This window comes from Spirosoma profusum (assembly GCF_014699005.1).
GTDB lineage: Bacteria > Bacteroidota > Bacteroidia > Cytophagales > Spirosomataceae > Spirosoma > Spirosoma profusum.
Genome location: NZ_JACWZY010000037.1, coordinates 32,848 through 56,665 on the forward strand (window position 1 = coordinate 32,848; position 23,818 = coordinate 56,665).

Genomic DNA, 23,818 nt, shown 5'->3' on the forward strand with positions numbered 1-23,818 from the left:
GCCAGTCTGGAGAATTATACAACTCAACCTAAGACGGTAAAGAGCGCAAAAAGTCTCCTGAAAATTTAATTAGTAGCTTTTTTTGTCATGCTGACCGGGCCGCCGGAGCGGGCACGAAGCATCTTAAGGTTTCCTCGCTTGATTGTCTGGGTGCTTTAAAATGCTTCGTGCCCGCTCCGGCGGCCCGGTCAGCATGACAAAAAGAAACACTTTGTACTTTTTTTTTATTCGGTACGTTCTTGCCTCAAAGCCGCTGCATCAAACGGACAACCATTTCGGCCTTCCACGACACAAAATCACCTATTTCGATGTGCATACGAGCCTGCCGGACAAGCCACAGATAAAACGTTAAGTTGTGAAGGCTTGCTACCTGACCGCTCAGCAATTCTTCCGCCTTAAACAGATGGCGGAGATAAGATTTTGAGTAAAACGTACTGGCATAGCCGCCCAGATTCGCGTCGATAGGACTGAAATCGCGGCTCCACTTTTCGTTTTTGATGTTAATAATGCCTTCCGTTGTAAACAGAATGCCGTGTCGGGCATTACGTGTCGGCATCACGCAGTCGAACATATCTACCCCTAATGCGATGGCTTCCAGAATGTTGGCAGGTGTGCCAACTCCCATCAGGTAACGAGGTTTATCGGCGGGTAATAGGCCATTAACCAGTTCGATGGTCGTATACATATCTTCGGCGGGTTCGCCTACAGCCAGTCCACCAATGGCATTACCTTCTCGCTCTTTACTGGCGATGTATTCGGCCGATTGTCGGCGTAAATCGGGATACGTACTGCCCTGTACAATCGGAAACAACGTTTGCCGATAGCCATAATGCCCCTCAGTTGCATCAAAACGATTGATACATCGGTCGAGCCAGCGGTGAGTCATTTCCATCGATTGGCGGGCGTATCCGTATTCGCAGGGGTAAGGCGTGCATTCGTCGAACGCCATTATAATATCGGCACCGATAATCCGCTGAATATCCATCACACCTTCAGGTGTAAAGATGTGTTTTGAGCCATCGATATGCGACTTGAACGTAACACCTTCCTCTTTAATCTTGCGCGTATCTGATAAGGAATAGACCTGATAACCACCTGAATCAGTCAGAATAGGCCGTTTCCATCCGTTAAATGCATGTAGACCACCCGCCTGACGTAGCACATCGAGACCCGGCCGCAGATACAGGTGATACGTATTTCCCAGAATAATTTCGGCATTAATGTCGGTTTCGAGCTCGCGCTGGTGAACAGCTTTCACCGTTCCTGCCGTGCCGACGGGCATGAAGATTGGCGTTTGAATTGTCCCATGATCGGTAGTCAGAATTCCCGTTCGGGCTTTCGACTGCGTATCGTGGGCAGTAATCGAAAATGTCATATTGCAAAGATAAGGGGTAGGGGGCAGAGGATAGGTGCGTAGAGACTGAATCATGTATGAATGAGGCCAATTTGCCCTTTGCCCTCTGCTCCATGCACCCTATCTTTGCCGCTTCAGTCAAAATCAGCGCATTAGCGGGTAAACTTTACGCTTTGTGATTACTACGTTACTGATCGCCTGGCTACTTGTGGTCAGTATTCAGCTTATTTATATTCTATTTATATATTCCCGAACGGCTTTCTATCGACAGCCGGAAATTATTGTCTCAGGTAATGAAAACGGTACGTTAGCCGCTGGTGCTACGTTAGGAGTAACCATTGTGGTATGTGCCCGCAACGAACTGGAAAATCTAAAAGAGTTATTACCCCTGCTGGATGCCCAAGAGTACCCGAATTTTGACGTATTGGTGATGGATGATCGCTCTTCGGATGGCACACAGCAGTACCTTGATAGTGTCGTTACGCAGTTCCGATACGTTCGACACATGCGTATAGAAAAAGAACACGAGCACATTACGCCCAAAAAATATGCGCTGACCATTGCCCTCAAAAAAACAGCGAACCCGGTTGTGCTACTAACCGACGCCGACTGTCGCCCAGAAACGAACTGCTGGCTGGCTGGGATGATTGCTCCATTGGCGCGGGCTGAAAAAGCCATTACGTTAGGTTTTTCCCCTTATTATTATCAGCCGGGTTTTTTAAATCTGCTTATTCGCTCCGAAACGCTATTTACGGCGGTGCAGTATTTTTCATTGGCGTTGGCAAGCCGACCTTACATGGGGGTCGGGCGGAATCTGTCCTACCGAACTAACCTTTTTTTCGAAAACAAAGGTTTTTATTCACACATAAACGTAACGGGTGGCGATGATGACCTATTCATCAACGAAGTCGCAACTGGACGTAACACCGCGATTTGCCTACATCCCGATACGTTCGTTTGGTCTGCGCCCAAAACAACCTGGTCCGAGTGGCGACAGCAGAAACATCGACACCTGCATGTAGGGAGGTATTATAAACCCGGAAATAAGATTCGACTGGCTTTTTTGGTAGGATCGCATCTGTTGTCATGGATATTTGCACTGGCGGTTGGCGGGGTCGTCCTATATCACGAGTTAGAAGCTGTTGCATTCTCCCCAAATGAATGGCTACTTTTGCAACTTGGCACGGGCGTGTTTGTCTTCCGACTTCTTACCTTCTGGGGTGTTGTCGGACGTATCAGCTATCGGCTGGCTCATACTGTTCACTGGACATTCATGCCATTTATGGACGTAATACTGGCAATGTATTATGGACTGGCATCACTGAAAACACTTGTTATTCGCCCGAAAAAGCGGATATACTGGCGATAAACGATAGGCAGATAATGCTAACTTTCATTTCATGTCGGGTAATTCTCCGAATTTATGAATATTGACCTTATTTTAAATTATTTCCCAGATTTAACGTCAATTCAGAAAGAGCGTTTTGCCGCCCTCGATGGCCTCTATCGGGACTGGAATGCGAAAATTAACGTTGTTTCGCGGCAGGATATTGACGCCCTATACGAGAGGCATATTCTGCATTCGCTAGGTATCGCCAAGATCGTTTCGTTTAAGCCGGGTACCGAAATTCTGGATGTAGGGACGGGGGGCGGTTTTCCGGGAATCCCGCTGGCGATTCTTTTTCCGTTAGCCGATTTTCATTTGGTCGATAGCATTGGTAAGAAGATTAAAGTAGTACAGGAAGTCGCTGATGCGCTTGGGTTGACTAATGTGAAAGCTGAGCAAATTCGGGTTGAGCAGTTGAAGACAACGTACGATTTTGTGGTGAGTCGGGCCGTTACACGCCTGAAGCCGTTTTTAGGATGGGTACGTTACAAAATTCATAAAGCGGGCAACAACGACCGCCCCAATGGTGTTTTATACCTAAAAGGTGGTGACCTAACTGAAGAGCTGGCCGAAGTACCTGATCGTTACCGTGTTTACGAACTCTCAGACTATTTCGACGAGTCTTTTTTTGAAACGAAGAAAGTGATTTATATACCTAAAAAATAACCGGGATTTATCCGATTTATTGATTTTCTGGATTTTGTTAATTGATTAAGCCCTTCTTAGAAGCAAAACAAAAATCCAGAAAATCCCTAAATCTACTAAATCCCGGTTCAGACATGATGGCAGAAAAATTCCGCAGCAGCAGTTTTAAAGACCCGATTCGTTACGATGAGGTCATTTTTGATGAGAAAGGAGTTACATTTCGTATCCGTAAACTGATTGGCGGTACAGACAATTTTGTATTTTACTCTGATATTTCGGGTGTTGAAATAGATAATGGTCTGTTCTTTGCCACGATCCGGGTAATTCCCCGTGCGCGTCCTGAAATCGTTATTCAAAATTTCACGAAAGGCGATGCACGTCGGATAAAGGAACTGATTTTGCAGAATGTTCCGAGCCACCGTCCTGATGCATTCTAGATATTTTCATCGTTGATTACCACGGATTTGGCAGGTAGGGGCGAAAATTTCACCAAGATTATTTGCGTAGTGGCCCAAAACCCACTACTTTTGCCCCATGATTAACCGACACACTCCCGAATAGCTCAGTCGGTTAGAGCATCTGACTGTTAATCAGAGGGTCGCTGGTTCGAGCCCAGCTTCGGGAGCCTGATAATCAAGCACTTACGAGATAAAACTTGTAAGTGCTTTTTTGTTTGCACAAGATTTGCACAAGAAATTTAGGTCGGCTCCAAACACGTAGCGTGTAACTCCTGCACTATTTGGGTTCATCGGTAGCAGCATAATCGATTTTTCCACGAATATCTTTAGCGAGCCTGCTTTTTTACCTTCTGCTGATTGCGCTCTCGGATCGCCCTCTGCTCCTGCATCAGTCGTTGAATTTCGCTTTCATCCTCGGGTGTTTCTTGACTAGTCATTACCTCATTTTCAAAGAAGTGTTTTGCGTTTGTCTGCTGACGTTGGATGTTTGCTCCTTCTTTTGTAGGCTGTACTTGCTCAACCAGCTCATCTTCTGAGTGCATAAACTCTTTCAACTTTTCCCGCTGCCGTTTCTTCTCAGGGCTTAGGCTCGGTTGGCTTGTATCCTCTCTACTGATCGAAAATTCCTCCGCTACCCTTTGTTGTCTCTGTCGGCTCTCGTCACTCTGTGGCTCTGCGCTAATGTCTTGTTTTATTTCTGTTTCATTCTCAACTGATTGTGGTTCATTTTCATCAGTTGTATTCTGTTCTACTTTGCCGGTTAACTCGTCCGCGTTATTGAAATATTCCCCTGCCCGTATTTTTTTCTTTTCAAGGCCATTACTTTCTTCGGTTGGCTTCGTCATATCTTGGCTTGAATCAAGAAAGCTTTCAGCCATGTCTTCCATTCTTTTGCGGCTCTGTGCCTCTGTGCTCTCTACCGTCGTTTCCAGTTTATTATCCCAGAAGACACTAGCCGTTCGTTTCGCCTTCTCCTGATCGCATTGCTGTCCGGCATGACTGGCCTCACTGCTCCCTTCCTGCTTTTGCCGCATCAATTCGATGGCCTCTTTTTCAGGGATCAGCTTTTCATGGCGCAAACGCTGGCGAACCTCTTTAATGCGTACTCCTTTCAGCTGGCGCACGAGGTCAAATGACCGGCCATTTTCGTCTACCACCATGAAGGGATAACGCGGGACGCCTTCGGCCAACAGATAGCCATTGTCGTGAACGGCCTTCACAAAGTCTCTGCCGGTTTTGGTCTGGTTCCAAAGGTTTGTGAGGGCTTCTTTCAGTTCAGGACGGTGTTGATTGCGGTGGGGCGTTGGCGTATGTTCAAAGACGCGCTCCATCTCCTTACGGGCGCGATCCTGCGCCAACCGACTGAAACTATCTGAAATCACCTTGCCCCGTTTATGGTCGTAGCGTTCCCAGACCACATGCGCGTGTGTCCGCCCCTTCTTGGTGTGGAGGACAATCACGCGCCGTTGCTCCTGCAACCCTAACTCTTTACCCAGAATGTCAGCCGCTTTCAGCCAGTCTTTTTGTGACATTTTCCGGTCTTCGCTGTAGGCCGGATTAATCTGGGCGTGATACAGCCCCTTCTGGCTTTTAGTCAGTTCGGAGGTCAGCGACATACTTTGTAGAGTCTGATGCAGGTAATCAGCCTTGGCGTTTAAGCGTCCAGCCACCTCTACGATCTGGACACGTTCATTGGCCTCACCAGACGTGAGGTACTGCGCTAGTTGCTTGCCATTGCCCCGTGTGCCTCCTCTGATGACCATTAGCTTAGAAGTTTAAGAACCTGAGCTGTCAGCGCATCCAACCCTTGCATAGCTTGGTTGATGTCCTCAGGATCAATACCGTGCCCTGTCTCATCACGGCTGTTGAGGTGACGAGCAATCTGGTTGACGTTGCTGCCGATCTTGCCAAGCTCCGCCATGACATTGAGCAGCAATTCACGCTCCGGTGTCGGCACACGGCGCAACGGTTGCGTTGCCGCCATCGTCCGCAAGCGCATGAAGTCGCTAGGCGTGTAACCGTTATCTGCTGCCATCTGCCAGATACGGAGTTTTTCGGCAGACGTGACACGAACGCGAATGGTCAAATCGCGTTTGTCCGCACCGTCCTTTTGGGGTCGTGCCATACGCTGTAGCGTTTACAGGGAGGGTTAAGGGAGGGAGCATCCCCACCCTTACAAGAACGGTTTGAGAGCGACAATTACGATAGTTTTTGTAGCTACAAACCACGTCTTGCAACACTTACCCGCAAGATAAGGAAACCACGGGTTTTAAGCGGACTTCTCTTTTCTTTTTTATAGGCACTGCGTTTGTGAATGGGCGAAATCCCCGTTGCAGATACGGGAAAAGTCCCGTTGTGATTGGCTGATGTTTTTTCCTTTTTGTGAGCCAATCCACTCTTGTTTTAACCTGAACTTTTGAATGCCTACTGAATCCGGCAATATGGATGTGAAGCGGCCAGCGACAAACTGGTTTGGCGTCACCTCCGCAGAAATTGACCACCTCTTCCGCTTCAATTCGAATTCCAGCACGTTCAACAAAGTTATCCTGTATGGGGTCGGCCTCTTACTGACGCCCATAACGTTAGCAGGAGCCTTGCTGGGCTACACCCGCGCTTACAACCGCTTCATGAAGCCGTTAGAGGAATATCCACGGCTTTATCCCCTGCGGCCCATTGTCCGTTTTGCAATGGTTGTCGGCAGCGTCCTGATCTGGATAGCGCTCTTTATCTTGCTGATGAGCATGGCGCAGGTAGCCGTGCTGATGGGCATAACCGGCTATGCCTTCATGATTTACGTTGGTTTTAATATGCTTTTTACGCTGGTCTTCTTTGGCATTTTCCGGCGCTGGCAAATCGGCATCAATAACATGCTGATTGAAGGCAATCGGTTTGGCTCAGCGCGATTTGCCAGACCTGATGAACTCAACCCCTACCGGCAGGGGCCAGGTCTGTATATTGGTGGTGGGTACGTCTTCAAGGATAAAGGCCATGTGCTGACTGTCGCCGGTACGCGGGGCGGTAAAGGCACGAACTTGATTATTCCAAACTTGCTGGGCCTCGGCGGTTATACCGGCTCGTGGGTCGTCATCGACCCGAAAGGCGAGAATGCTGCGATTACGGCGCGGTATCAGCGCGAGAGTGGGCGGCAGGTTGTTATTCTCAATCCGTGGGGCTTGCTTGAAGACCATATCGGCGAAGCAGAAAGCTATAACCCGTTAGACATTCTGGCTGATACCAGCAGCATTCACCTTGTCGATGACGCACACATGATCGCCGAAATGCTGGTGCCCGTCGAGCGCGATGACAAGAACCGCTTCTTTACCGATACGGCGCGGTCGATTGTGACGGGCCTCATCATGCAGATTGTCACCACGCAAGAAGGTGACGATCGGACACTGAAAACGCTCTGGCGGTGGGCAAGATTGGCTGGTGATGATTGGGATGAATTAGTCGCGCGAATGCGGCTGAATAATGACCCTGTGAACGGGGAAATCATTCGCAATTCCGGCAACGAAATCGTCAAATTGATGGAAGCTGGAGAAGAAACGTTTGGGAGTATTATTTCATCGGTGCTGCAAGCAACCGACTTTTTGAAAAGCCCATCGCTACAAAAAGCCTTACGCTCCGGCTACGACCCAGCCACTTTATCCGATGGTGATACGGCACTATATATTATTATTCCCGCAGATAAATTGCAAAGCCACGCACGGTGGTTGCGGCTCATGGCAACAACGACGTTACGAGCAGTCGTGAGAAACCCGAATAAGCGTGTCACATTTTTACTGGATGAATTTGCAGCTCTGGGATATTTGCCTGAAATTGAGACCGCGTTGAGTACGTATGCCGGATTTGAGATCACGGTCTGGCCAATCCTGCAATCGCTTATCCAACTTCAAGGGCTGTATGGCGAGAATTGGGAAACGTTTACAGCCAATACGGCTATTCGACAGTTCTTCACCATCAATGACAACTTTACTGCTAACTATGTGAGTGTGGCCATTGGTCAAACCTCTCATGTGATTACAACACGTAACTGGTTTGGTATACAAGATGCAAATGCTAATCAAAGACCATTAGTGACACCCGATGAAGTAAGGCGTGGTTCAGCGGAAAATATTTTTGCTTTCCTAGATGGTAACCCTCCTACAATATTTGCAAAACAGCCATATTACAAAATGCAAGAGTTAATAGGTAAGTATGTTACTAACCCCTATTATTGAATTTTTTTAATGAAATTAATACTATATTAAGATGTATAATAAAGACGAATTATCATTCTTTGATAGCTTAAAAGAAAAAAATAATGATTCTTTATTTCTTTGGAATCTTATAAACTTAGGATTCCCACTTTTTACTGTTTCAGTATCAATATTAGTAATATTATTTATTGAAGCTAAAATAGCAGATAAATTACAAGATTTACTATTCAATGGTGTACTACCACTGACAGCAGTGAATTTACTTGTCGCCGCCTCAGGCTATCTAATAAAATATAATAAGCAAAAAGAAGAAAAATTAGGTCTGCCGACTGATAATATACGTACGAAGCTATTAATAAGTATATTATTTATATATTTATTTTCATCATCATTATTTGTAATACAAACAATTTACTCTCCTTTTAATAGTTGGTGTAAAAAGTTGATACAAATATTATTATCTATATTCGCAATATATATAGCTTTAGATACATCAAATAAATTATTTTTATTACAAGAAGAGATTATTGATAAAACTCATGACGATTTAAACCTTAATAATGAACGTGCAATAATAGAGTCTGTAGTTGACGAACCCCTCTTAATAAAAAGTAACCCTTCTTAAAATGAAAGACTCTATTAAAATACTGTCCTTTTCCTCTCCAAAAGGCGGAGTTGGACGAACAATGACTTTATGCAACTGTGCTAAATTATATTCTGAAGGTATTATTTGGGCTGGTATAGATCCAACTGTAACAGTATTAATTGATTTTGATTTTACTGCACCAGGAATCCATTACTATGATTTTTTAAAAGATAAAAATATTAAGGGATATAAAACTTCAAAATCTGTTGAATTAAATTATAAATCCATCCAACACGAATTAGACACAAACGAAATTGGTTTAGTATTTTATTTTATACGATTAATAGAAAACGATAGATATAAAAAGAAATGTAGTGAAATTCTAAAATTAATAAAAGTCGATTCAAAAAAAGCTATACAATCTTTTAGAGAATTCGTTTTCGATATGTTTGAAAATGATTTTTATAACCCTCAAAATCATTTAGTCGAAATAAACAATGCAACATCAGAAACCATTTTCATTTTAGTGGCGGGTTCTCCAAAAAATAAGCATTTTAATGATTTTGCTCTTAAATTTAATTGGCAGTCCTTTATAAATGAATTTCTAGGTTTGTACTTAATTGACTGTGTTCTATTCAACTTAGTTAAATATATAAAAGCCAAAAGACAAATTCAAAATAAACCTATAAGAGTATTTCTTGACCAACAAGCTGGTATATCAATTCCAGCAGCTATAAATCGGTCACTAGCTGATGCTCATATATTGGTTGGTGGATTTAATGAGCAAAATAAAATAGGTTTAGAGGCTTTAGTTAAAAGCTATTATTCCGTATATACTGAAATGCAACCTTGGATAGTTTTAAACCAATATAACCTTAGAGACAAAATATTTCAATTTTCCATAAACAATACCCTTAACCCTCATGAGAACTTCTCGCAGTTAGATGAAATAGAAAGAGTAAAATATGTTGAAGTACTAGTTAATAACAATAAAAATTTGGAAAATAGAATTTTCATTACAGAATTCATCGAAAATGCAATCCAAAAGGAACATTTCTATGAAAAAGATAATGTTTCTATTAATGTATTAAGTAGATTAATTACACAAATTGAGGAAAGTTTTTTACCAAAGCAAGAAGTCAGTATTCAATTTTCAAATTTAGAAAAAATCATTTTTCTAGGCGAAAAGATAGAGTTCAATAATACATATTCTGGACCATTTAATGCAATTTATAAGTTACTAGTTAGCCATTTCAGTAATACAAAAATCATTTCAATTGCAGCGCTTCATGAAGATATCGCTAAACTAATAAAGCAAAATACTTTAAAAGTAAAATTTATTAAAAATAAAAAGCAACTAAAAATTGACAGTATATCAGATTTACAATCTGGTATTTACGAAATTATCGAAGATAGAGAAGAAGGCATAAATTTAAATTTATCTGACTTTGATTACATTTCTTATCCATACTATTTAATAAAAGAGCTTGTAAGTAATAACAGTATCATTAAAAGAAACAGTCAAGAATTCACACAAAATATACAAGTTATTGATTCTTTAATAGGTACAACACCTGAATATTATAACCACAATATTTTAAGATGGAAAGAATATAGCATATTTGGTCCCAATAAAGAGGTAGTGGGAGTTCCACTATTTGTTACACCTCAATTGCTAGTGTATAGAAAAGATTATTTTGAAAACTCGGATAATTTATTAAATTTATTTAGGAAGCATTTTCATCGTGAATTTAATGGGTTCAAAGCTCCTGACGATATATTGAAATATGCAGAACTTGCCTGTAATAATGAAAATGACTTCTTAAAGAATGTATTGTTATGTGGTAATCCCAATAACATTGCTATGTGGTATGAGTGGCAAACCATTACAAGCATGTTTCACTATAAAGATCATAACAAAATAAATGAAAATAAAAGCTTGTTGCAATATAAAGAATTTATAATAAGTGAAGAATCTCTAGATGCTACATTGATGTATTTAAGGTTAAGGAACTTAACTGAGAATACAAAAAATAAGAATAAATCTAATATATATGATTGGGATGCGTTAATTAGTAATTTTTTTCTTTCACAAGAAAATAGTTTGATATTTATTTGGCCAGACTCTATTCCAATTAATGAGAGGGCCAAGGATGAATACATATATGAAGTTCCTCCCTCGTTCCACTACTTCGAAGAATGTTGGTTGTTGTCAGCTATCAATAATCATGATTCTAAAGAGAATATAGATACAAAATTCTATTTCCTTAACAAATATTTAACTCCTGGATATCAAATTGATTATATTAATAATGGCGGACTTCCAGTTCATAATAGCCTTCTATCATCTTTAGACCTTTGGCGTAAATATCCGTTTATTCCATGTATCTGGTCAGTTTATTACAACAAAAGTAGAAGCTTTATAAATAAACGAGAAAGTTTTAAAGAGTTATATATTACCGGAATGAAAATTGCCAAAATTCTTGACAATGCTCGTAACAACGATATAATTAGTATGCCATATCAGAATGCGATAAAGACCCTTAAAGAAATGCTTGAAATTGAACTTTTTAAAAGCTAATAATAATTTATGAAAAGTAATAAAATGCTTGCTGAATTAATACCGCAACGCCTTTTGAACAGGGTGCTAGAGCGTTTTGATTTAATGTCGTTATACTTTGCTTTGATATTTGGATCTTACGGAGCAGCACAAATGACTGCCGAAGGCTGGGCTGGTATACCAATGATGCTTCTGGCGGCACTAACATTCCTATTACCTACAGCTTTAGCATCATATGAGTTAGGAACTTTGTTCCCAGGAGAAGGAGGAATTTATATATGGTCACAAAAAGCTTTAGGACCAATTCATGGCTTTATATCGGGTTGGTTATCATGGGTGCCAATATTTTTATTACTACCTCTAGGAGCTTCGACAATTGTAGCGCATATAGGGTTCATTTTCAATACTAAATTTACTTTAGGAGTTAATATTACTTTGCAAGCCATTGTAGTTGTAATCATTACTATCATTTCATGTTTTAGATTAGCTCTCTCCCAAAAATATATAAACTTAATGTTTTTTGTTTCATTCGGAACAGCCATAATTATATTTCTTTGCGCTTTATTCTCTAATAATCAAGCTACTCCTTTTAGGGAGCCAATAATCAATAGCTTTGATGTTTTTAAACATGGTGCAATGTACTCCGCTGCTATACTGTGGTTATTGGGAGTGGAAGTGCCTTTTAACATGGGCGCAGAAATAAAAGATCATAAAAAAAATGCAGGCTTTATGTTCTTATGGGGTACTGTCGCCTTACTAATTGCTTACATATTAGGCATTTATGGAGTCTTAAAGTTATTACCTGTCGGAAGCATAAATGCAATAACAGGTATCTCAGATGCAGTAAGTACAGTATCCCACAGTTTAGGTATTATCATAGCTATTATGATATGTTTCGCCGTTTCTTCACAAGATGTTGCTTATATGAATTCTTATTCTAGATTACTTTTCGTATCTGGTATTGAAAAGCGCTTACCATCTTTAGTCAGTTATATAACGGCTAATAAAGTACCTTTACCTGCTATTTTAATTCAAAGTCTTATTTCTATATTTATAATAATTTTTTTTACAACGCAACAAAACTTAGCAGCCACTTTTCAATTATATATTGGTTCATTAATAGTAGTATGGGTAGCAGCTTTATTTTATTTATATATTGCTTTGCCAATTGTAAGAAGTAGATACAGATCTCTCTATCAAAATTTGGATTTAGTTTGGAAGATCCCTGGAAAATCAATTGGTCTTTGGTTAACAATAACTTTTGGGATATTTTTTAATGTAGTTGCTATATATTTTGTTTTTGCTAATCCTTTTACTACAGATATCCCAGCTAGCGAATGGCGTAAATGGCTCACTATTATATCTTTATTCTTCATTGTTTCGGGAGCATTAATTTATTTTCTAAGCGAATCTAAAGTAAAAAAAATAAATATTGAAGAAGAAATAAAAAAATATGAAAATCCTAACTTGGATATATAATGTATAAAGTATATTTCTATTACCTCTTTAAGTACTACAAATTTAATCAAGGTAAATACTTGGTTTCATTATTATGCTTTTTCATTTGTTACCTTTCTATAGAACTAGTATTTTCGTTTAGCTCTATTATTGAAAGTGATGCTCAACAAACATATAATAACTATTTTCAAGGAGCAAATTTTATTCTTACTTCTCCATTAGGCATAAAATTTGATGACAAAGGGAAGCTAAGTAATACGCCTTACCTAAAACCTTCAATCGTAAATTACTATTTGGCAAATTTACAATCTGGCAGTTTTTCTATAATTAATCGGAAATTAAATCCTGATAGGGATTTTGCCTCTGTAAACTATCTCATAATTTTTAGCAAAACAATACCAAAGAAAATAGTAGATTTTAATAATGAATCAAAAATTCTAAACTTAAACAGCTATATAAATGCAGATTCATCTTATGATGCTATATTATATGATATTAAAGGTACAAAAAATAGATTTGCTTTTTTTTCATTTGAAAATCAAATTTCCGCCTTCATACTAGGTTCTGAACTATCCTCCGAGTCTGGATTAGTCTCTAGGTTGATGTTTTTGTTTTCTGTACTGTTTACTCTATATATTTCGGTGCTATATTTTCAAGAAAGACACAACGAATTTTCAATACTTGTCATGCAAGGATATTTAGATGAAAATATGAAAATTATATTTATTGATTGTATCTTGCAAAATTTAGTTTCTTTTGTAATTTCAATAACTATTTCAATATTATTCCTATTCATTTTTACGAGTTCAGAAACTGAATTTACTAATTCTCTTGGGGGATTTTTTTATATTATTCCATATTTCCCAATAATAGTAATAATGCAGTTTCTATTACTGTTTTCTAAAGCGATCGATTATGAATCATATCTTAAATAGTGTATTATTACAACATGCTATTCTTCTTTTCAAAAGAAAGTGGCGAAGCTCTTTGTTTAAACTACTTCCATCCATTATGTTCACCTTTTTATTTGCTCAAATATACTCAATTGTCACCAGTTTATCATTTAACAAAACATATATTTGGGTCTATTTTTTTCTTGCGATTTTTTTTGTTTTGATTATCTCGGCTGTAATTTATTACAGAGAAGCTAATATAGAACTCCGTTCGTTTTCTTATTTAATCGTTGCTGGCTTTAAAAAGCGATACTTAGGATTTATCATTTTATTTCGTTGGCTTATTATGTTCATATTAGGCTATTTTATCGGCTTCTCTGTTTTTCTTTTTTTAAACTTTTCAATTTTCAATAATATAGATTTGTTACATAAAATAAGATTAATATTAGTACCATATATTTTAAACCTTCTGCTTCTAATAGGGGTGCAAATTGCAATCACTAAATTTGATACGCCTTATGTCGAATGACTCTTTTATAAAAATAGAAAATTTATACAAGTTTTATGGAGATTCTAAGTCTGGATTTTTTGCCTTGTATGATATTTCTGTTGAATTTAAAGCGGGATCCTTTGTAGTAATTTTAGGTGAAAGCGGTAGTGGCAAAAGTACGTTATTAAAAACTATTAGTGGCCTTATTAAACCTTCTAAAGGCAATGTTTTCTTTCGAGATAAAGACCTTTCTCAATTAACTACTGCTCAACTTGCAGAAATTAGACGGAATTATTATGGCTTTGTATTTCAAGACATTGGTCTTCTTGATCATTTAATGTGTTTTGAAAATATTCAGTTTCCTGATTTAAATTTTGATATAAGTTTAGTTAGGGACCTAGCAAGTTATTTTAATATAAGTCATATTATGCATAAGTACCCAAGTAAAATCAGCCTTGGTGAAAAGCAGCGAGTTTCATTGGCTAGGGCATTATATAAACAACCGGAGATCCTTATTGCCGATGAGCCTACTGCTAATTTAGATTGGAAAAATGCAAGAATCTCTATTGAACTCATAAAAAAATATACTCAAGACGGTACCACAGTCTTTCTTGCCACCCATGATGAACGAATACTTGATTATGCAACGGACACAATAAGATTACAAAAAGGTAATCTTATTAAAACTAAATAATATTGTGAAAAGAAGTGAAATATTTAGTAAGCTCAACTCTTTTATAAATGCTTGCAATTATAAAGTATGTTCGTTTGCCTACAACTTACCAAATGGAGATCCTTTAGTATGTCAAATGGGGTTTACATTCCAAGACAATAAATTTATATTGCATACAAACACTTGGACCCAAAAATGGAATGCTTTATTAGATAATCACAATGTTGCTATTGCTATTGGATTCATCCATTTGGAGGATTATGTGCAAGTGCAGGGTTATGTAACTAAAATCAAGACGTCTGAGTCTAAATTTGTGCAATTAGAACAAGTATATTTTTTAGAACATCCTGATGCTATCAATTATAAACATGGTGATCAGGAGGGAATAATTATTATTACGCCAACTAGAATTAGATTTGCTAATGTTACAGGGCATAGTGTAAAATTTTCGGATTTTGACCTTTAGCTTAAAAGTAAGCCTGAAGGTATTTCCTCTGTTCATATGTATTTGTCTGATTCAAAACTATTAGTATCTATATAAGATTATGGATAGCTCTTATTAACAATGTTTAGGGAAGATGTCTGACAGGTATTATAACAGGCTGCCTCTCAGTATGTTACTTCCCTATGCTAGTTTGTTCTTTATTTACGCACTTTAACAACTCGACTATCTACCCTACCTGAGCCGGTTTGTCCTGTATAAAATCATGCATGATACGCATGATTCAAAGCAGTTCTGCCGGTCAAGCTAGAGAGTATTTCAACTCCTCTCTGCGTCGATCCGACTATTATTTAAACGGACAGGAACACCCTGGTCTGTTGTGCGGGTGGGTTGCGGCTCGTCTTGGAATAGAAGGGCCTGTTACAAAAAACACCTTTCATGCTCTTTGCGAACACATTAATCCTATAACGGGCAAATCCCTTACCCCGCGTAAAAAAGATAATCGCACGGTCGGCTACGACATCAATTTCCACAGTCCCAAATCTGTTTCTATCCTTCACGCGCTAACAGACGACAATCATATCCTAGATGCGTTTCAGGCAAGTGTTCAGGAAACGATGCTGGATATTGAAACTGACGCCCAAACGCGCGTTCGCAAAAACGGTAAAGACGAAGACCGGCCAACGGGTGAACTGCTGTGGGCCGATTTTATCCACCAAACCGCAAGGCCGGTTGATGGCGCTGTGCCTGACCCTCACCTGCACTGCCACTCCTTTGTTTTTAACGTGACATGGGATGCGGTCGAAAATCAATTTAAGGCTGGACAGTTCCGGGCGATCAAACAGGACATGCCGTATTACCAGGCACGGTTTCACAAACGGCTGGCTGATAAGTTGGTCGAACTCGGTTACCGTATCCGGCGCACCGATAAAGCGTTTGAAATCGCCGGTGTGCCAGAGCATATCATCGATCTGTTTTCCAAACGCACCAATGAAATCGGCCAGATTGCCAAAGATCTTGGTATTACCACCCCAGCCGAATTAGACCAATTGGGAGCGCGAACCCGCGCCAAGAAGCAAAAAGGTCTGACCATGACCCAGCTCAAGCAGGCGTGGCGGAAACAGATACATGAATTAGGCATGCGTGATAAAGGCGAAGATGAGCAACCCATCCGCTTTGCTTCTATCAAGCCTATGGCAGCTCCCTCCTCTAAACAGTGTGTCGATCACGCTTTGTCTATGCGGTTTGAGCGGGTATCAGTTATGCACGATCGGCGCATCCTTGAAGTGGCTTATCGGCAGAGTCTTGGTCATCCATCTCTGACCGTTGATCAGATTACCGAACGCTTTGCCAGCGACAAGCGCATTATTCGGGTGAAGGATGGCACCAAGACACTTTGCACCACCAAAGAGGTGTTACGTGAGGAAAAACATATGGTGTCTTTAGCCCAACAAGGCAAAGGTAAACTACCTCCGCTTTATATGGCTGCTCCCACAATCGCATTAGAAGGCGAACAATATGAAGCCGTATCTCATGTGCTGACCACCCTGCACCGTGTGTCGATTATTCGAGGAAGAGCCGGAACGGGCAAAACCACCCTGATGAAAGAAGCCGTTCGGTTGATTGCGGAAACAGAGCGTAAGGTCACTGTTGTAGCACCAACGGCTCAAGCCGCACGTGGTGTCTTGCGGGAGGAAGGGTTTAGCGAGGCTGATACCGTCGCCAAACTGCTCTCCTCAACAGAACTGCAAAATAGGCTGCTGGATGGCGTGTTGTGGGTGGATGAAGCCGGATTGTTGAACACCCAAGAGATGACAGCCCTGCTCCAACTTGTCATCCAGAAAAAGGCACGGCTGGTTTTAAGCGGGGATACGCGGCAACATGCCAGTGTGATCCGTGGGGATGCGTTGCGAATTCTCAATACGATTGCGGGGATCAAATCCGCCGAAGTGAGTCGCATCTTCCGGCAACGGAATCTGGACTATCGCAAGGCCGTACAAGCCCTGGCAGAAAATAAGGTAAGTGAAGCGTTCACTGTACTGGACAGCATGGGAGCGATCAGAACCATTGATCCAGTTAATCCCTCTGCCGTCTTAGCCGATGATTATCTATCTGCCTTGAAAAAAGGAAACTCCGCGTTGGTGATTTCACCGACGCATCAGGAAGGCGAACGGGTTACCACAGCCATTCGCGATAAACTGCGCGAAGCTGGACGGATTGCTGTAGAGGAAACAATGGTTTCGCAATTAGTCAACACTAATATGACCCAAGCCGAAAAAAGCGATCACCGCAATTACCGCGTCGGTCAAGTGATTCAGTTCAACCAGACTGTAGCCGGCATTGAGCGCGGTTCGCGCTGGTCAGTCCAATCCATGACCAATGGGAGAGTGGATATTCAGGATGCCTACGGGAAGAAGGATGCCCTGCCCCTTGAGCGATATGAGCAATTCGACGTGTACCGGAAAACCGAAATCGCGCTGTCCAAAGGCGATAAGGTGCGTATCACCCGTAATGGGTATGATGCAAATAAAAAGCGATTGACGAACGGGCAAATGCTGGACGTGATCGCTATTGAATCAAACGGGGCTTTGCGCCTACACAACAAGGCAAGCAAAGCCACCTATAACGTACCGGCCAGTTTCGGTCATATCGCGCATGGCTATTGCCTGACCTCTCATGCCGCACAAGGCAAGACCGTCGATGAGGTGTTTATCGCACAACCGACCAGCACCTTTGCCGCCACCAATCTGAATCAGTTCTACGTTTCGGTGTCACGAGCGCGAGACGGTGTGCATATCTATACGGATGACAAAGCGGCTTTGCTGGCTCATGCTTCCGAATTAGGGGATCGTCTGTCCGCGTTGGAGTTGGTAAAACGCACAAAGCCAAGCCAGAAAGCGGTCGAGCATATGATAAGAAATTCTCGTCCTGCGTCGCCAAACGTGAAACCAACCATCAAACGTGTTGAGACACCAAATGAGCCTAAGCCACTTCAGCGAAAGCCGGTTATTCATGCACCCCGTCCAACACTTTAGAGCGAATTTCACGAATAATGAGGTGACGGATACAGCCAGTAATAGCCTGACAAGCTATGCGGTTGGTAATGTTGAACTATATGATACCGAAAGTCAGGTGCGGAATCTTTGTCTGGTGTGGGAGGATGGGCGACGGGCTTTTTACAATTATGCCTATCTGGTGTCGGTCGATTTAGTACTCACCGATAATTTGAACGTGATGATGCTTTATTTCAGTGGACAAATCGTTACGCTGAAAGGCTATCAGTTAAGCTTGCTGTTTGATTTACTAGTGAACCATGCCCCCAAAACGATCACGGCCGACAATTCGCGTTACTATTCTCCAGATCAAGTAGAGAGAAGTTTCATTACTGAAATTCTGACCAAAAATGAATAAATTTTATTACAATAAATAATCATCTCCATCCAAAATTAATCAAACAAAATCGCCTAGTGGGAATTTCATGGAATATTATTTTTTAATTAAATACTTCTTACTTAGTTTCCCAAAACAAAGTGACTTCTCTGAGTCCTTCAAGGCATAATTGGAAATGATTGACAAAATAATCAACTCTACTTTCAATCCAATTTTGACGAACTTCTACATCACTGCGATTTGAAAATGCTTTTAAATGGTCTCGTTTCAGCTTAGAAGTTATTGTTTCATAATGTACGGTTTGCTTTCTATCATCATTCATTGAATTATAATCATTATCCTTAAAATTCTTCAGCCATACAAAATGAGAATTACTATTAACGTTTGGATCTACGTTGATAGCATCAATTACTCTTGCAAAATCTATATCTCTTGGTTTAAGTTTTGTAATATGTGTCTTAGATAAAGCATCCCCAACCCTACCCCAGAAGTTGTATAGTGCTTGGTAGGCAAATTCACAAAATGTGAAATACCTTTCATCATATAGAGTTGCATAACTTGGATATACGTAATGATCATTAAACCAATGACCATGCCACACTGGATTGTCTAATAATGAATGATATAAAGCTAAGTTGGCTGTACAAAAGCGTACTCGCTGTAAGCAGTAATGGATTTCAAGCCATAAATCAAACGGGTTAACATCTACTGAGAACTTAGCTTTGAAAAGGGCTTGCCTAAATCGTTCGTCAAGCTTTTCATTATTTAAACTTAAGTTGTGTGGTTAGAAATAGAACAAAATGTTGTGAGCCATCACAAAGCCCACTACTTTGAGTAGAAAGCCTTTCGCCGTCACCGCATGAATGCGACGGGGCCAATGACTCACTAACTGACTGATATCAGTTTCAACGTGACGTCGTGCCTGCTTGCGTAACCAATTGGTGCAGTAGTCATTGTCCCCTTGACGGGAGTTAATGCGCCGCATGGGTTCAAATGATATTCCGGCAGCCTGAGCTAGCAAGTCTTCCTGCATATAGTGGTTATAGGCTTTATCGGCATAGACGACACTGTTGGCAGCTAACTCGAAGTTCAATAAGTCAAAGCCAATCTGGTCATGCCAACTGCCAGGTGTAAAATCAAACTCGACGATACGCCCATCAGCCGCTGTGATTAGATGCACTTTGTAGCCATAAAAATACTCGCGTTTACTAGCGCTATATCCTCGAAAGGCTTCACCTTGGACTAACTGGCAGCGACTGATGCGGATGTTTTTACAAACTGGTAAGGGACAGGAGTCAATAGCAAACTGCGTATTTTCCACTTTGGCCCATTGGCTCAGCAGGGCCAAGAGTTCGCACAATCGGTCTTGCAACTTATGGAGTCGGCGGTTGAATTGAGAGCGGCTCAGTTTGTGGCCGGGCCGCCGGTGCGGTGATGTTGTGTGCACGTTTCATGGCGCGCATGGCTTGCTGGCAGTTACCCCCATGATCTAAGCAGCCGATTACGAAGACGAACAATACCTCGGCATCGGTCAACTTGGGCGGCTGGCCGCTGGCGGAAGCCCCTGTGGAGCGACAGTGGTTGCAAGTCTTGAGATAGTCGTCTATCATTGCGTATACGAACACATCGCGTAGGTCGTCGGTGTCGAAGTGGAGCATGGTCGGTAGTTTAAGTTTGGCGACTCAAAACTATTCAAACCATGCTTTTTTAATTACTCCACATCATACCACACAACTTAGGTTATTTAATACAAAGGTATCATCATGTAGTTTTTGGTCTTTATAAAACTGAAAGATATAATCATTATAATCTTTCAAAAGCTGACGTTTACTATTAAATATTTCTAAAGTTGGGATTGAATCTTCATTATCTAAATCACATTGGTACTCACATCTTAATTCGAAGACATGGGCAATTTCTATAGGCTCATGCGTTTCAGTATTGTCAAAAAATTTAAGTTTGGCTGATGCTATAAACTGATTTCTATAACAATGTTTTCTAGAGCTCTTTTCAAGTAATAAAACCCATTCACCATCGCCGTTCCAGTTAAAATCATGTACTTCAACTTGAGCGAAAAAATCTTTATAGGGTGAAAATTCTACGAGCAGATACCTAAAAACAGTATTCCATCTATTCTCATTTCGAAAGTAACTTTCTATTTTCTTTTCGTGTTTTACTCTTTCGGTATCAAAATATAATGGATCAATTAGTTGTTCAGTATTCATATCTTAAATATAAAAATTAAAATTCCATCTCTTATTTTAGATACAAATTTCAACATTCCATCTTTAATTATAGTTCGATCTTTGGTAAATCAGATAATGAATATCGCTTTCTGCAGTGTGCAACTTGATCTTCCTTGCTTAGCAGGATTATAGTTACAACCAGATACATAAGGACCGCTCGAAATCCTAATTTTGCACCCAAAAACGTGTTTTAATCAATAATTAAGACACAGCTTAACCCGAATAATATAGGGTTTTTACGCCAATTAAAATGCTTATTCTCCGCATATATCACGGAGAATAAACTTGACAGTGCGGTGAATAGCTGATATATTCGATGCATATATTGCGGAGAATAAACTGATGTATATCTATCAACGACGCGCTTGGCCGCATTTTCAGTGGGATCAAAACGCTCTTATTACGTTACTGGCGAGTGTTCGGCATAAACAGGGCAAGCTCATAGGCCAGATGACAGGCTTAGGCTTTTCCCTTCGCTCCGAAGCCATGCTGCAAACGATGACGTTGGAGGTGCTCAAGTCCAACGAAATTGAAGGCGAATTCCTCAATCCCGATCAAGTCCGCTCTTCTATTGCCCGTCGCTTAGGCATTGATACGTTTGGCTTGGTGCCAGCCGACCGCAACGTCGAAGGTGTCGTCGATATGCTGGTTGATGCAACCCAATCGTTTGACTATCCGCTCACCAAAACCCGATTATTCGACTGGCACGCGGCTTTGTTTCCCACAGGGCGTAGCGGCATGCATAAAATTACGGTTGCTGACTGGCGCACTAATGATGCAGGGCCGATGCAAGTCGTTTCGGGTGCTATCGGACGGGAACAGGTGCATTTTCAAGCACCTGATGCTGATACGTTAGAAACCGAAGTGCAAAGTTTTCTCGACTGGTTCAATAGTGAGATAAACCTTGATCCAGTTATTAAAGCTGCTATCGCCCACTTGTGGTTTGTGACCATCCATCCCTTCGATGATGGGAATGGGCGTATTGGCCGCACGATTGCCGATATGCAATTAGCTAGAGCCGATGGCAGCGCCCAACGGTTTTACAGCATGTCGGCGCAAATTCGCAAAGAGCGCAACGCCTATTACGCGATTTTGGAAAAAACGCAAAAAGGCGATTTGAATATCACCGAATGGCTAGACTGGTTTTTAGGTTGTCTGGATCGGGCCGTTGGAGCCACCCAAGAGATACTCGCTGGCGTCTTACAGAAAGCGCATTATTGGGAATGGTTTGCCACCAAACAGATCAGCGACCGGCAACGCTTAATGCTCAATAAACAATTAGATGGATTTGAGGGCAAATTAAACACATCCAAATGGGCCAAGATCGCCAAATGTTCTCAGGATACGGCCTTGCGGGATATTCAGCAATTGATTGAGCAAGGTGTATTGATTAAAGATGATTCCGGTGGTCGAAGTACAAGCTACCGTTTGGCTGCTCTTCCGGCCGACACGTCTTAGCCAGACAAAAAAAGCCGAGCGGTTTGAGCCGCTCGGCTTTTGGTTGGTTAATTAGTCTTAGGTTTGTTCCGGCGGATAATCACCGGAACGTTCTGGCCCAAGATGTTGAGCGATAGATTCATTCCGTCTTTATCACCGTGATCCCAGGCAGCCCCTACTTTAATCCAGTCCGATTGTTCGGAGTCAGCTTTCGGTTTGAGAATGTAAGCCGAATGGGTAGGTTTTTTCGAAGTGGTTTCGGTTTGGTTAGTCATCATCAGATCTCCTTTTCTGTTTGGTTGATGATGGAAGCAATCAGACGCAGCTAAGCGGTGACAGCTCCCCGTAGGCCAAAAATCGATGTGCAATGTCTATTTTTGGCCGAAGTCGTTAGAGCCTTTGCAAAAGGCGGGATGAGCGCCATCACCAGCGGCTGCGTTAGGCTGCCATCTCCAATCAAACCACACAGGAAAGCGTGAGCATGAAGGCACCAAACGAAACATAAGAAGCCAACCCGTCCGGCTTTGATGAAACACGCCATTACGGGCAAACCAGCTTCTGAATATACTCGGTGGCTTTTTGTGCATGGGATGCGGCTTGGAAGATAAAGCGTTTATCGTCTTTCAACACTTGCAGCCAGGACTGGATATAAGCCGCGTGATGCGCTTCTGGCATCGGTTCAAACCCCAGATCAGCCGCTAGAAAGCAAGCACCAAGTTCGGCTACCAACTCTTCTTTGGCGTAACCTTCATCGCCATAGTGCTTGCGGCCCAAATCACGGTTCAAGCGAAGCGGATGTTTCGTCCAGTGGGTCAGTTCATGGGCTAACACCGCGTAGTAACGTATGGCCGTTTCAAAGCTTTCAAACGGCGGCATCTGAATCCGGTCAGTACTTTGCGTGTAACACGCCTTGGTGCCGGTATAAATATCGGCTTTGGTTTGGACAAAGAACTGTTCGAGTTCCTGATTACGTTCTTGTTGATTGGCAATAACGGGTTCGGGCGTTTTGTAGAAAGCGTTGGACAATCCGTCAATCTGGGAAGCATTGAAGACGGTATAGGTTTTGAGAAAGGGGATTTGGCTAGATTTGCGTTCGCCATTGGCATCTTCCTCTTCTTTGGTGAATTTGTCGGCATAGACAATCTGTGTCCCCTTCTCGCCTTTGCGGACATTGGTTTTCATGTCGGTGGCCTGTTTGAAGGTCATCCAGTAGGGCGAGGTAAAGCCTTTGTCGCTGGCTTCATTCCATAGAATGAGTGTGTTGATGCCGGTGTAGGGAATATCGTTCCAGCGAAGCGGACGCATGACCTGACTGGTCATGTGCTCGGAATGCCACGGCTTGCGCCAGGACAGATTGCCTTGTTCTAAATCAGATAGAATCTTGGTGGTAATACGAGTGTAAATATCCTCTTGCGGTTGTCTGGTAGGGATCGCAGTCGCTTTGCGGGAAATCGGTTTGGTCATGTGTCATGCTCCAGGGGTTAGGGTTATAGGGGATGAACAACACGGCGGCTTAGCGATAGAACCAGCGAACGTCGCGCGGCCAGAATTTTGGTGGGGCGAGGAATGCGAAGCAGGAGAAAATTGTGGTTGGTGAACG

General features: G+C 41.6%; 20 protein-coding genes, 1 tRNA gene and 1 pseudogene. 14 read left to right on the forward strand and 8 right to left on the reverse strand.

Annotated features, from left to right (window positions below):
• Positions 1–244 precede the first annotated feature (244 nt).
• Positions 245–1,375, reverse strand: a complete 1,131-nt coding sequence (gene tgt / locus IC229_RS29510; protein ID WP_190891683.1) for a tRNA guanosine(34) transglycosylase Tgt — start codon at positions 1,373–1,375, stop codon at positions 245–247.
• A 154-nt stretch (positions 1,376–1,529) separates the two neighbouring features.
• Here tgt and IC229_RS29515 point away from each other — a divergent pair, with 154 nt between their 5' ends.
• The 4 genes from IC229_RS29515 to IC229_RS29530 all read left to right on the forward strand — a co-directional run bounded on the left by IC229_RS29515 (position 1,530) and on the right by IC229_RS29530 (position 4,011).
• The gene (locus IC229_RS29515; protein ID WP_190891684.1) at positions 1,530–2,723 is read left to right on the forward strand and encodes a glycosyltransferase; all 1,194 of its coding nucleotides are present in this window, start codon (positions 1,530–1,532) and stop codon (positions 2,721–2,723) included.
• 54 nt (positions 2,724–2,777) lie between these two features.
• Positions 2,778–3,407 carry a 16S rRNA (guanine(527)-N(7))-methyltransferase RsmG gene (gene rsmG, locus IC229_RS29520; protein ID WP_190891686.1) on the forward strand — a complete coding sequence of 210 codons (630 nt, stop codon included), beginning with the start codon at positions 2,778–2,780 and terminating at the stop codon, positions 3,405–3,407.
• 116 nt (positions 3,408–3,523) lie between these two features.
• Positions 3,524–3,823, forward strand: a complete 300-nt coding sequence (locus IC229_RS29525; protein WP_190891727.1) for a hypothetical protein — start codon at positions 3,524–3,526, stop codon at positions 3,821–3,823.
• Between the two features lie 114 nt (positions 3,824–3,937).
• A tRNA-Asn gene (locus IC229_RS29530) sits at positions 3,938–4,011 on the forward strand.
• Positions 4,012–4,170: 159 nt separating this feature from the next.
• Here IC229_RS29530 and IC229_RS29535 read toward each other — a convergent pair.
• Together IC229_RS29535 and IC229_RS29540 are read right to left on the reverse strand one after the other, a co-directional pair.
• Positions 4,171–5,607 carry a relaxase/mobilization nuclease domain-containing protein gene (locus IC229_RS29535; protein ID WP_190891688.1) on the reverse strand — a complete coding sequence of 479 codons (1,437 nt, stop codon included), beginning with the start codon at positions 5,605–5,607 and terminating at the stop codon, positions 4,171–4,173.
• Positions 5,607–5,969 (reverse strand): MobC family plasmid mobilization relaxosome protein, encoded by a 363-nt coding sequence (locus tag IC229_RS29540; RefSeq protein ID WP_190891690.1) that lies wholly within the window; start codon positions 5,967–5,969, stop codon positions 5,607–5,609. The genes IC229_RS29535 and IC229_RS29540 overlap by 1 nt, the downstream gene beginning before the upstream one ends.
• A gap of 295 nt (positions 5,970–6,264) precedes the next feature.
• On the opposite strand from IC229_RS29540, the gene IC229_RS29545 reads away from it, so the two are divergent.
• The 9 genes from IC229_RS29545 (at position 6,265) to IC229_RS29585 (ending at position 18,556) form a co-directional block, all read left to right on the forward strand.
• Positions 6,265–8,064 carry a type IV secretory system conjugative DNA transfer family protein gene (locus IC229_RS29545; RefSeq protein ID WP_190891691.1) on the forward strand — a complete coding sequence of 600 codons (1,800 nt, stop codon included), beginning with the start codon at positions 6,265–6,267 and terminating at the stop codon, positions 8,062–8,064.
• A gap of 31 nt (positions 8,065–8,095) precedes the next feature.
• A complete protein-coding gene (locus IC229_RS29550; RefSeq protein ID WP_190891693.1) occupies positions 8,096–8,668 on the forward strand; it encodes a hypothetical protein in 573 nt (190 codons plus the stop codon).
• A gap of 1 nt (position 8,669) precedes the next feature.
• Complete coding sequence (locus IC229_RS29555) at positions 8,670–11,210, forward strand: hypothetical protein (RefSeq protein WP_190891695.1); 2,541 nt, start codon at positions 8,670–8,672, stop codon at positions 11,208–11,210.
• Between the two features lie 9 nt (positions 11,211–11,219).
• Positions 11,220–12,668 carry an APC family permease gene (locus IC229_RS29560; RefSeq protein WP_190891696.1) on the forward strand — a complete coding sequence of 483 codons (1,449 nt, stop codon included), beginning with the start codon at positions 11,220–11,222 and terminating at the stop codon, positions 12,666–12,668.
• On the forward strand, positions 12,668–13,582 hold the full coding sequence (locus IC229_RS29565) for a hypothetical protein (RefSeq protein ID WP_190891698.1): 915 nt from the start codon (positions 12,668–12,670) through the stop codon (positions 13,580–13,582). The genes IC229_RS29560 and IC229_RS29565 overlap by 1 nt, the downstream gene beginning before the upstream one ends.
• Before the next feature lie 476 nt (positions 13,583–14,058).
• The gene (locus tag IC229_RS29570; RefSeq protein WP_190891700.1) at positions 14,059–14,724 is read left to right on the forward strand and encodes an ABC transporter ATP-binding protein; all 666 of its coding nucleotides are present in this window, start codon (positions 14,059–14,061) and stop codon (positions 14,722–14,724) included.
• A gap of 4 nt (positions 14,725–14,728) precedes the next feature.
• The gene (locus IC229_RS29575) at positions 14,729–15,169 is read left to right on the forward strand and encodes a pyridoxamine 5'-phosphate oxidase family protein (protein ID WP_190891701.1); all 441 of its coding nucleotides are present in this window, start codon (positions 14,729–14,731) and stop codon (positions 15,167–15,169) included.
• 245 nt (positions 15,170–15,414) lie between these two features.
• Positions 15,415–18,180: a MobF family relaxase gene (gene mobF, locus IC229_RS29580; protein WP_223834264.1), complete on the forward strand. Its 2,766-nt coding sequence runs from the start codon at positions 15,415–15,417 to the stop codon at positions 18,178–18,180.
• Positions 18,158–18,556 carry a hypothetical protein gene (locus IC229_RS29585; RefSeq protein ID WP_190891703.1) on the forward strand — a complete coding sequence of 133 codons (399 nt, stop codon included), beginning with the start codon at positions 18,158–18,160 and terminating at the stop codon, positions 18,554–18,556. The genes mobF and IC229_RS29585 overlap by 23 nt, the downstream gene beginning before the upstream one ends.
• Positions 18,557–18,653: 97 nt before the next feature.
• On the opposite strand, the gene IC229_RS29590 is transcribed toward IC229_RS29585, so the two are convergent.
• The 3 genes and pseudogenes from IC229_RS29590 to IC229_RS29605 form a co-directional block, all read right to left on the reverse strand.
• The gene (locus IC229_RS29590; protein ID WP_190891705.1) at positions 18,654–19,136 is read right to left on the reverse strand and encodes a Cthe_2314 family HEPN domain-containing protein; all 483 of its coding nucleotides are present in this window, start codon (positions 19,134–19,136) and stop codon (positions 18,654–18,656) included.
• A gap of 183 nt (positions 19,137–19,319) precedes the next feature.
• Positions 19,320–20,193 (reverse strand): annotated as a pseudogene (locus IC229_RS29595) (IS982 family transposase).
• A gap of 63 nt (positions 20,194–20,256) precedes the next feature.
• Positions 20,257–20,760, reverse strand: coding sequence for a hypothetical protein (locus IC229_RS29605; RefSeq protein WP_190891708.1), 504 nt, complete (start codon positions 20,758–20,760; stop codon positions 20,257–20,259).
• A 363-nt stretch (positions 20,761–21,123) separates the two neighbouring features.
• Between IC229_RS29605 and IC229_RS29610 the strand changes: the two genes are divergently transcribed.
• Positions 21,124–22,239 (forward strand): Fic family protein, encoded by a 1,116-nt coding sequence (locus IC229_RS29610; RefSeq protein WP_190891710.1) that lies wholly within the window; start codon positions 21,124–21,126, stop codon positions 22,237–22,239.
• Between the two features lie 47 nt (positions 22,240–22,286).
• On the opposite strand, the gene IC229_RS29615 is transcribed toward IC229_RS29610, so the two are convergent.
• Together IC229_RS29615 and IC229_RS29620 are read right to left on the reverse strand one after the other, a co-directional pair.
• Complete coding sequence (locus tag IC229_RS29615; protein ID WP_190891712.1) at positions 22,287–22,496, reverse strand: hypothetical protein; 210 nt, start codon at positions 22,494–22,496, stop codon at positions 22,287–22,289.
• 262 nt (positions 22,497–22,758) lie between these two features.
• Positions 22,759–23,682: an ArdC family protein gene (locus tag IC229_RS29620; RefSeq protein WP_190891713.1), complete on the reverse strand. Its 924-nt coding sequence runs from the start codon at positions 23,680–23,682 to the stop codon at positions 22,759–22,761.
• Between the last annotated feature and the right edge of the window lie 136 nt (positions 23,683–23,818).

Coding starts and splice junctions, on each gene's coding strand:
- IC229_RS29615 (WP_190891712.1), bottom strand. CDS start 22,496: ATGATGACTAACCAAACCGAAACCACTTCGAAAAAACCTACCCATTCG.
- IC229_RS29620 (WP_190891713.1), bottom strand. CDS start 23,682: ATGACCAAACCGATTTCCCGCAAAGCGACTGCGATCCCTACCAGACAA.
- IC229_RS29535 (WP_190891688.1), bottom strand. CDS start 5,607: ATGGTCATCAGAGGAGGCACACGGGGCAATGGCAAGCAACTAGCGCAG.
- IC229_RS29565 (WP_190891698.1), top strand. CDS start 12,668: ATGTATAAAGTATATTTCTATTACCTCTTTAAGTACTACAAATTTAAT.
- IC229_RS29550 (WP_190891693.1), top strand. CDS start 8,096: ATGTATAATAAAGACGAATTATCATTCTTTGATAGCTTAAAAGAAAAA.
- IC229_RS29545 (WP_190891691.1), top strand. CDS start 6,265: ATGCCTACTGAATCCGGCAATATGGATGTGAAGCGGCCAGCGACAAAC.
- IC229_RS29560 (WP_190891696.1), top strand. CDS start 11,220: ATGAAAAGTAATAAAATGCTTGCTGAATTAATACCGCAACGCCTTTTG.
- IC229_RS29610 (WP_190891710.1), top strand. CDS start 21,124: ATGTATATCTATCAACGACGCGCTTGGCCGCATTTTCAGTGGGATCAA.
- rsmG (WP_190891686.1), top strand. CDS start 2,778: ATGAATATTGACCTTATTTTAAATTATTTCCCAGATTTAACGTCAATT.
- IC229_RS29525 (WP_190891727.1), top strand. CDS start 3,524: ATGGCAGAAAAATTCCGCAGCAGCAGTTTTAAAGACCCGATTCGTTAC.
- IC229_RS29585 (WP_190891703.1), top strand. CDS start 18,158: ATGCACCCCGTCCAACACTTTAGAGCGAATTTCACGAATAATGAGGTG.
- IC229_RS29605 (WP_190891708.1), bottom strand. CDS start 20,760: ATGAATACTGAACAACTAATTGATCCATTATATTTTGATACCGAAAGA.
- mobF (WP_223834264.1), top strand. CDS start 15,415: ATGATACGCATGATTCAAAGCAGTTCTGCCGGTCAAGCTAGAGAGTAT.
- IC229_RS29570 (WP_190891700.1), top strand. CDS start 14,059: ATGTCGAATGACTCTTTTATAAAAATAGAAAATTTATACAAGTTTTAT.
- IC229_RS29540 (WP_190891690.1), bottom strand. CDS start 5,969: ATGGCACGACCCCAAAAGGACGGTGCGGACAAACGCGATTTGACCATT.
- tgt (WP_190891683.1), bottom strand. CDS start 1,375: ATGACATTTTCGATTACTGCCCACGATACGCAGTCGAAAGCCCGAACG.
- IC229_RS29555 (WP_190891695.1), top strand. CDS start 8,670: ATGAAAGACTCTATTAAAATACTGTCCTTTTCCTCTCCAAAAGGCGGA.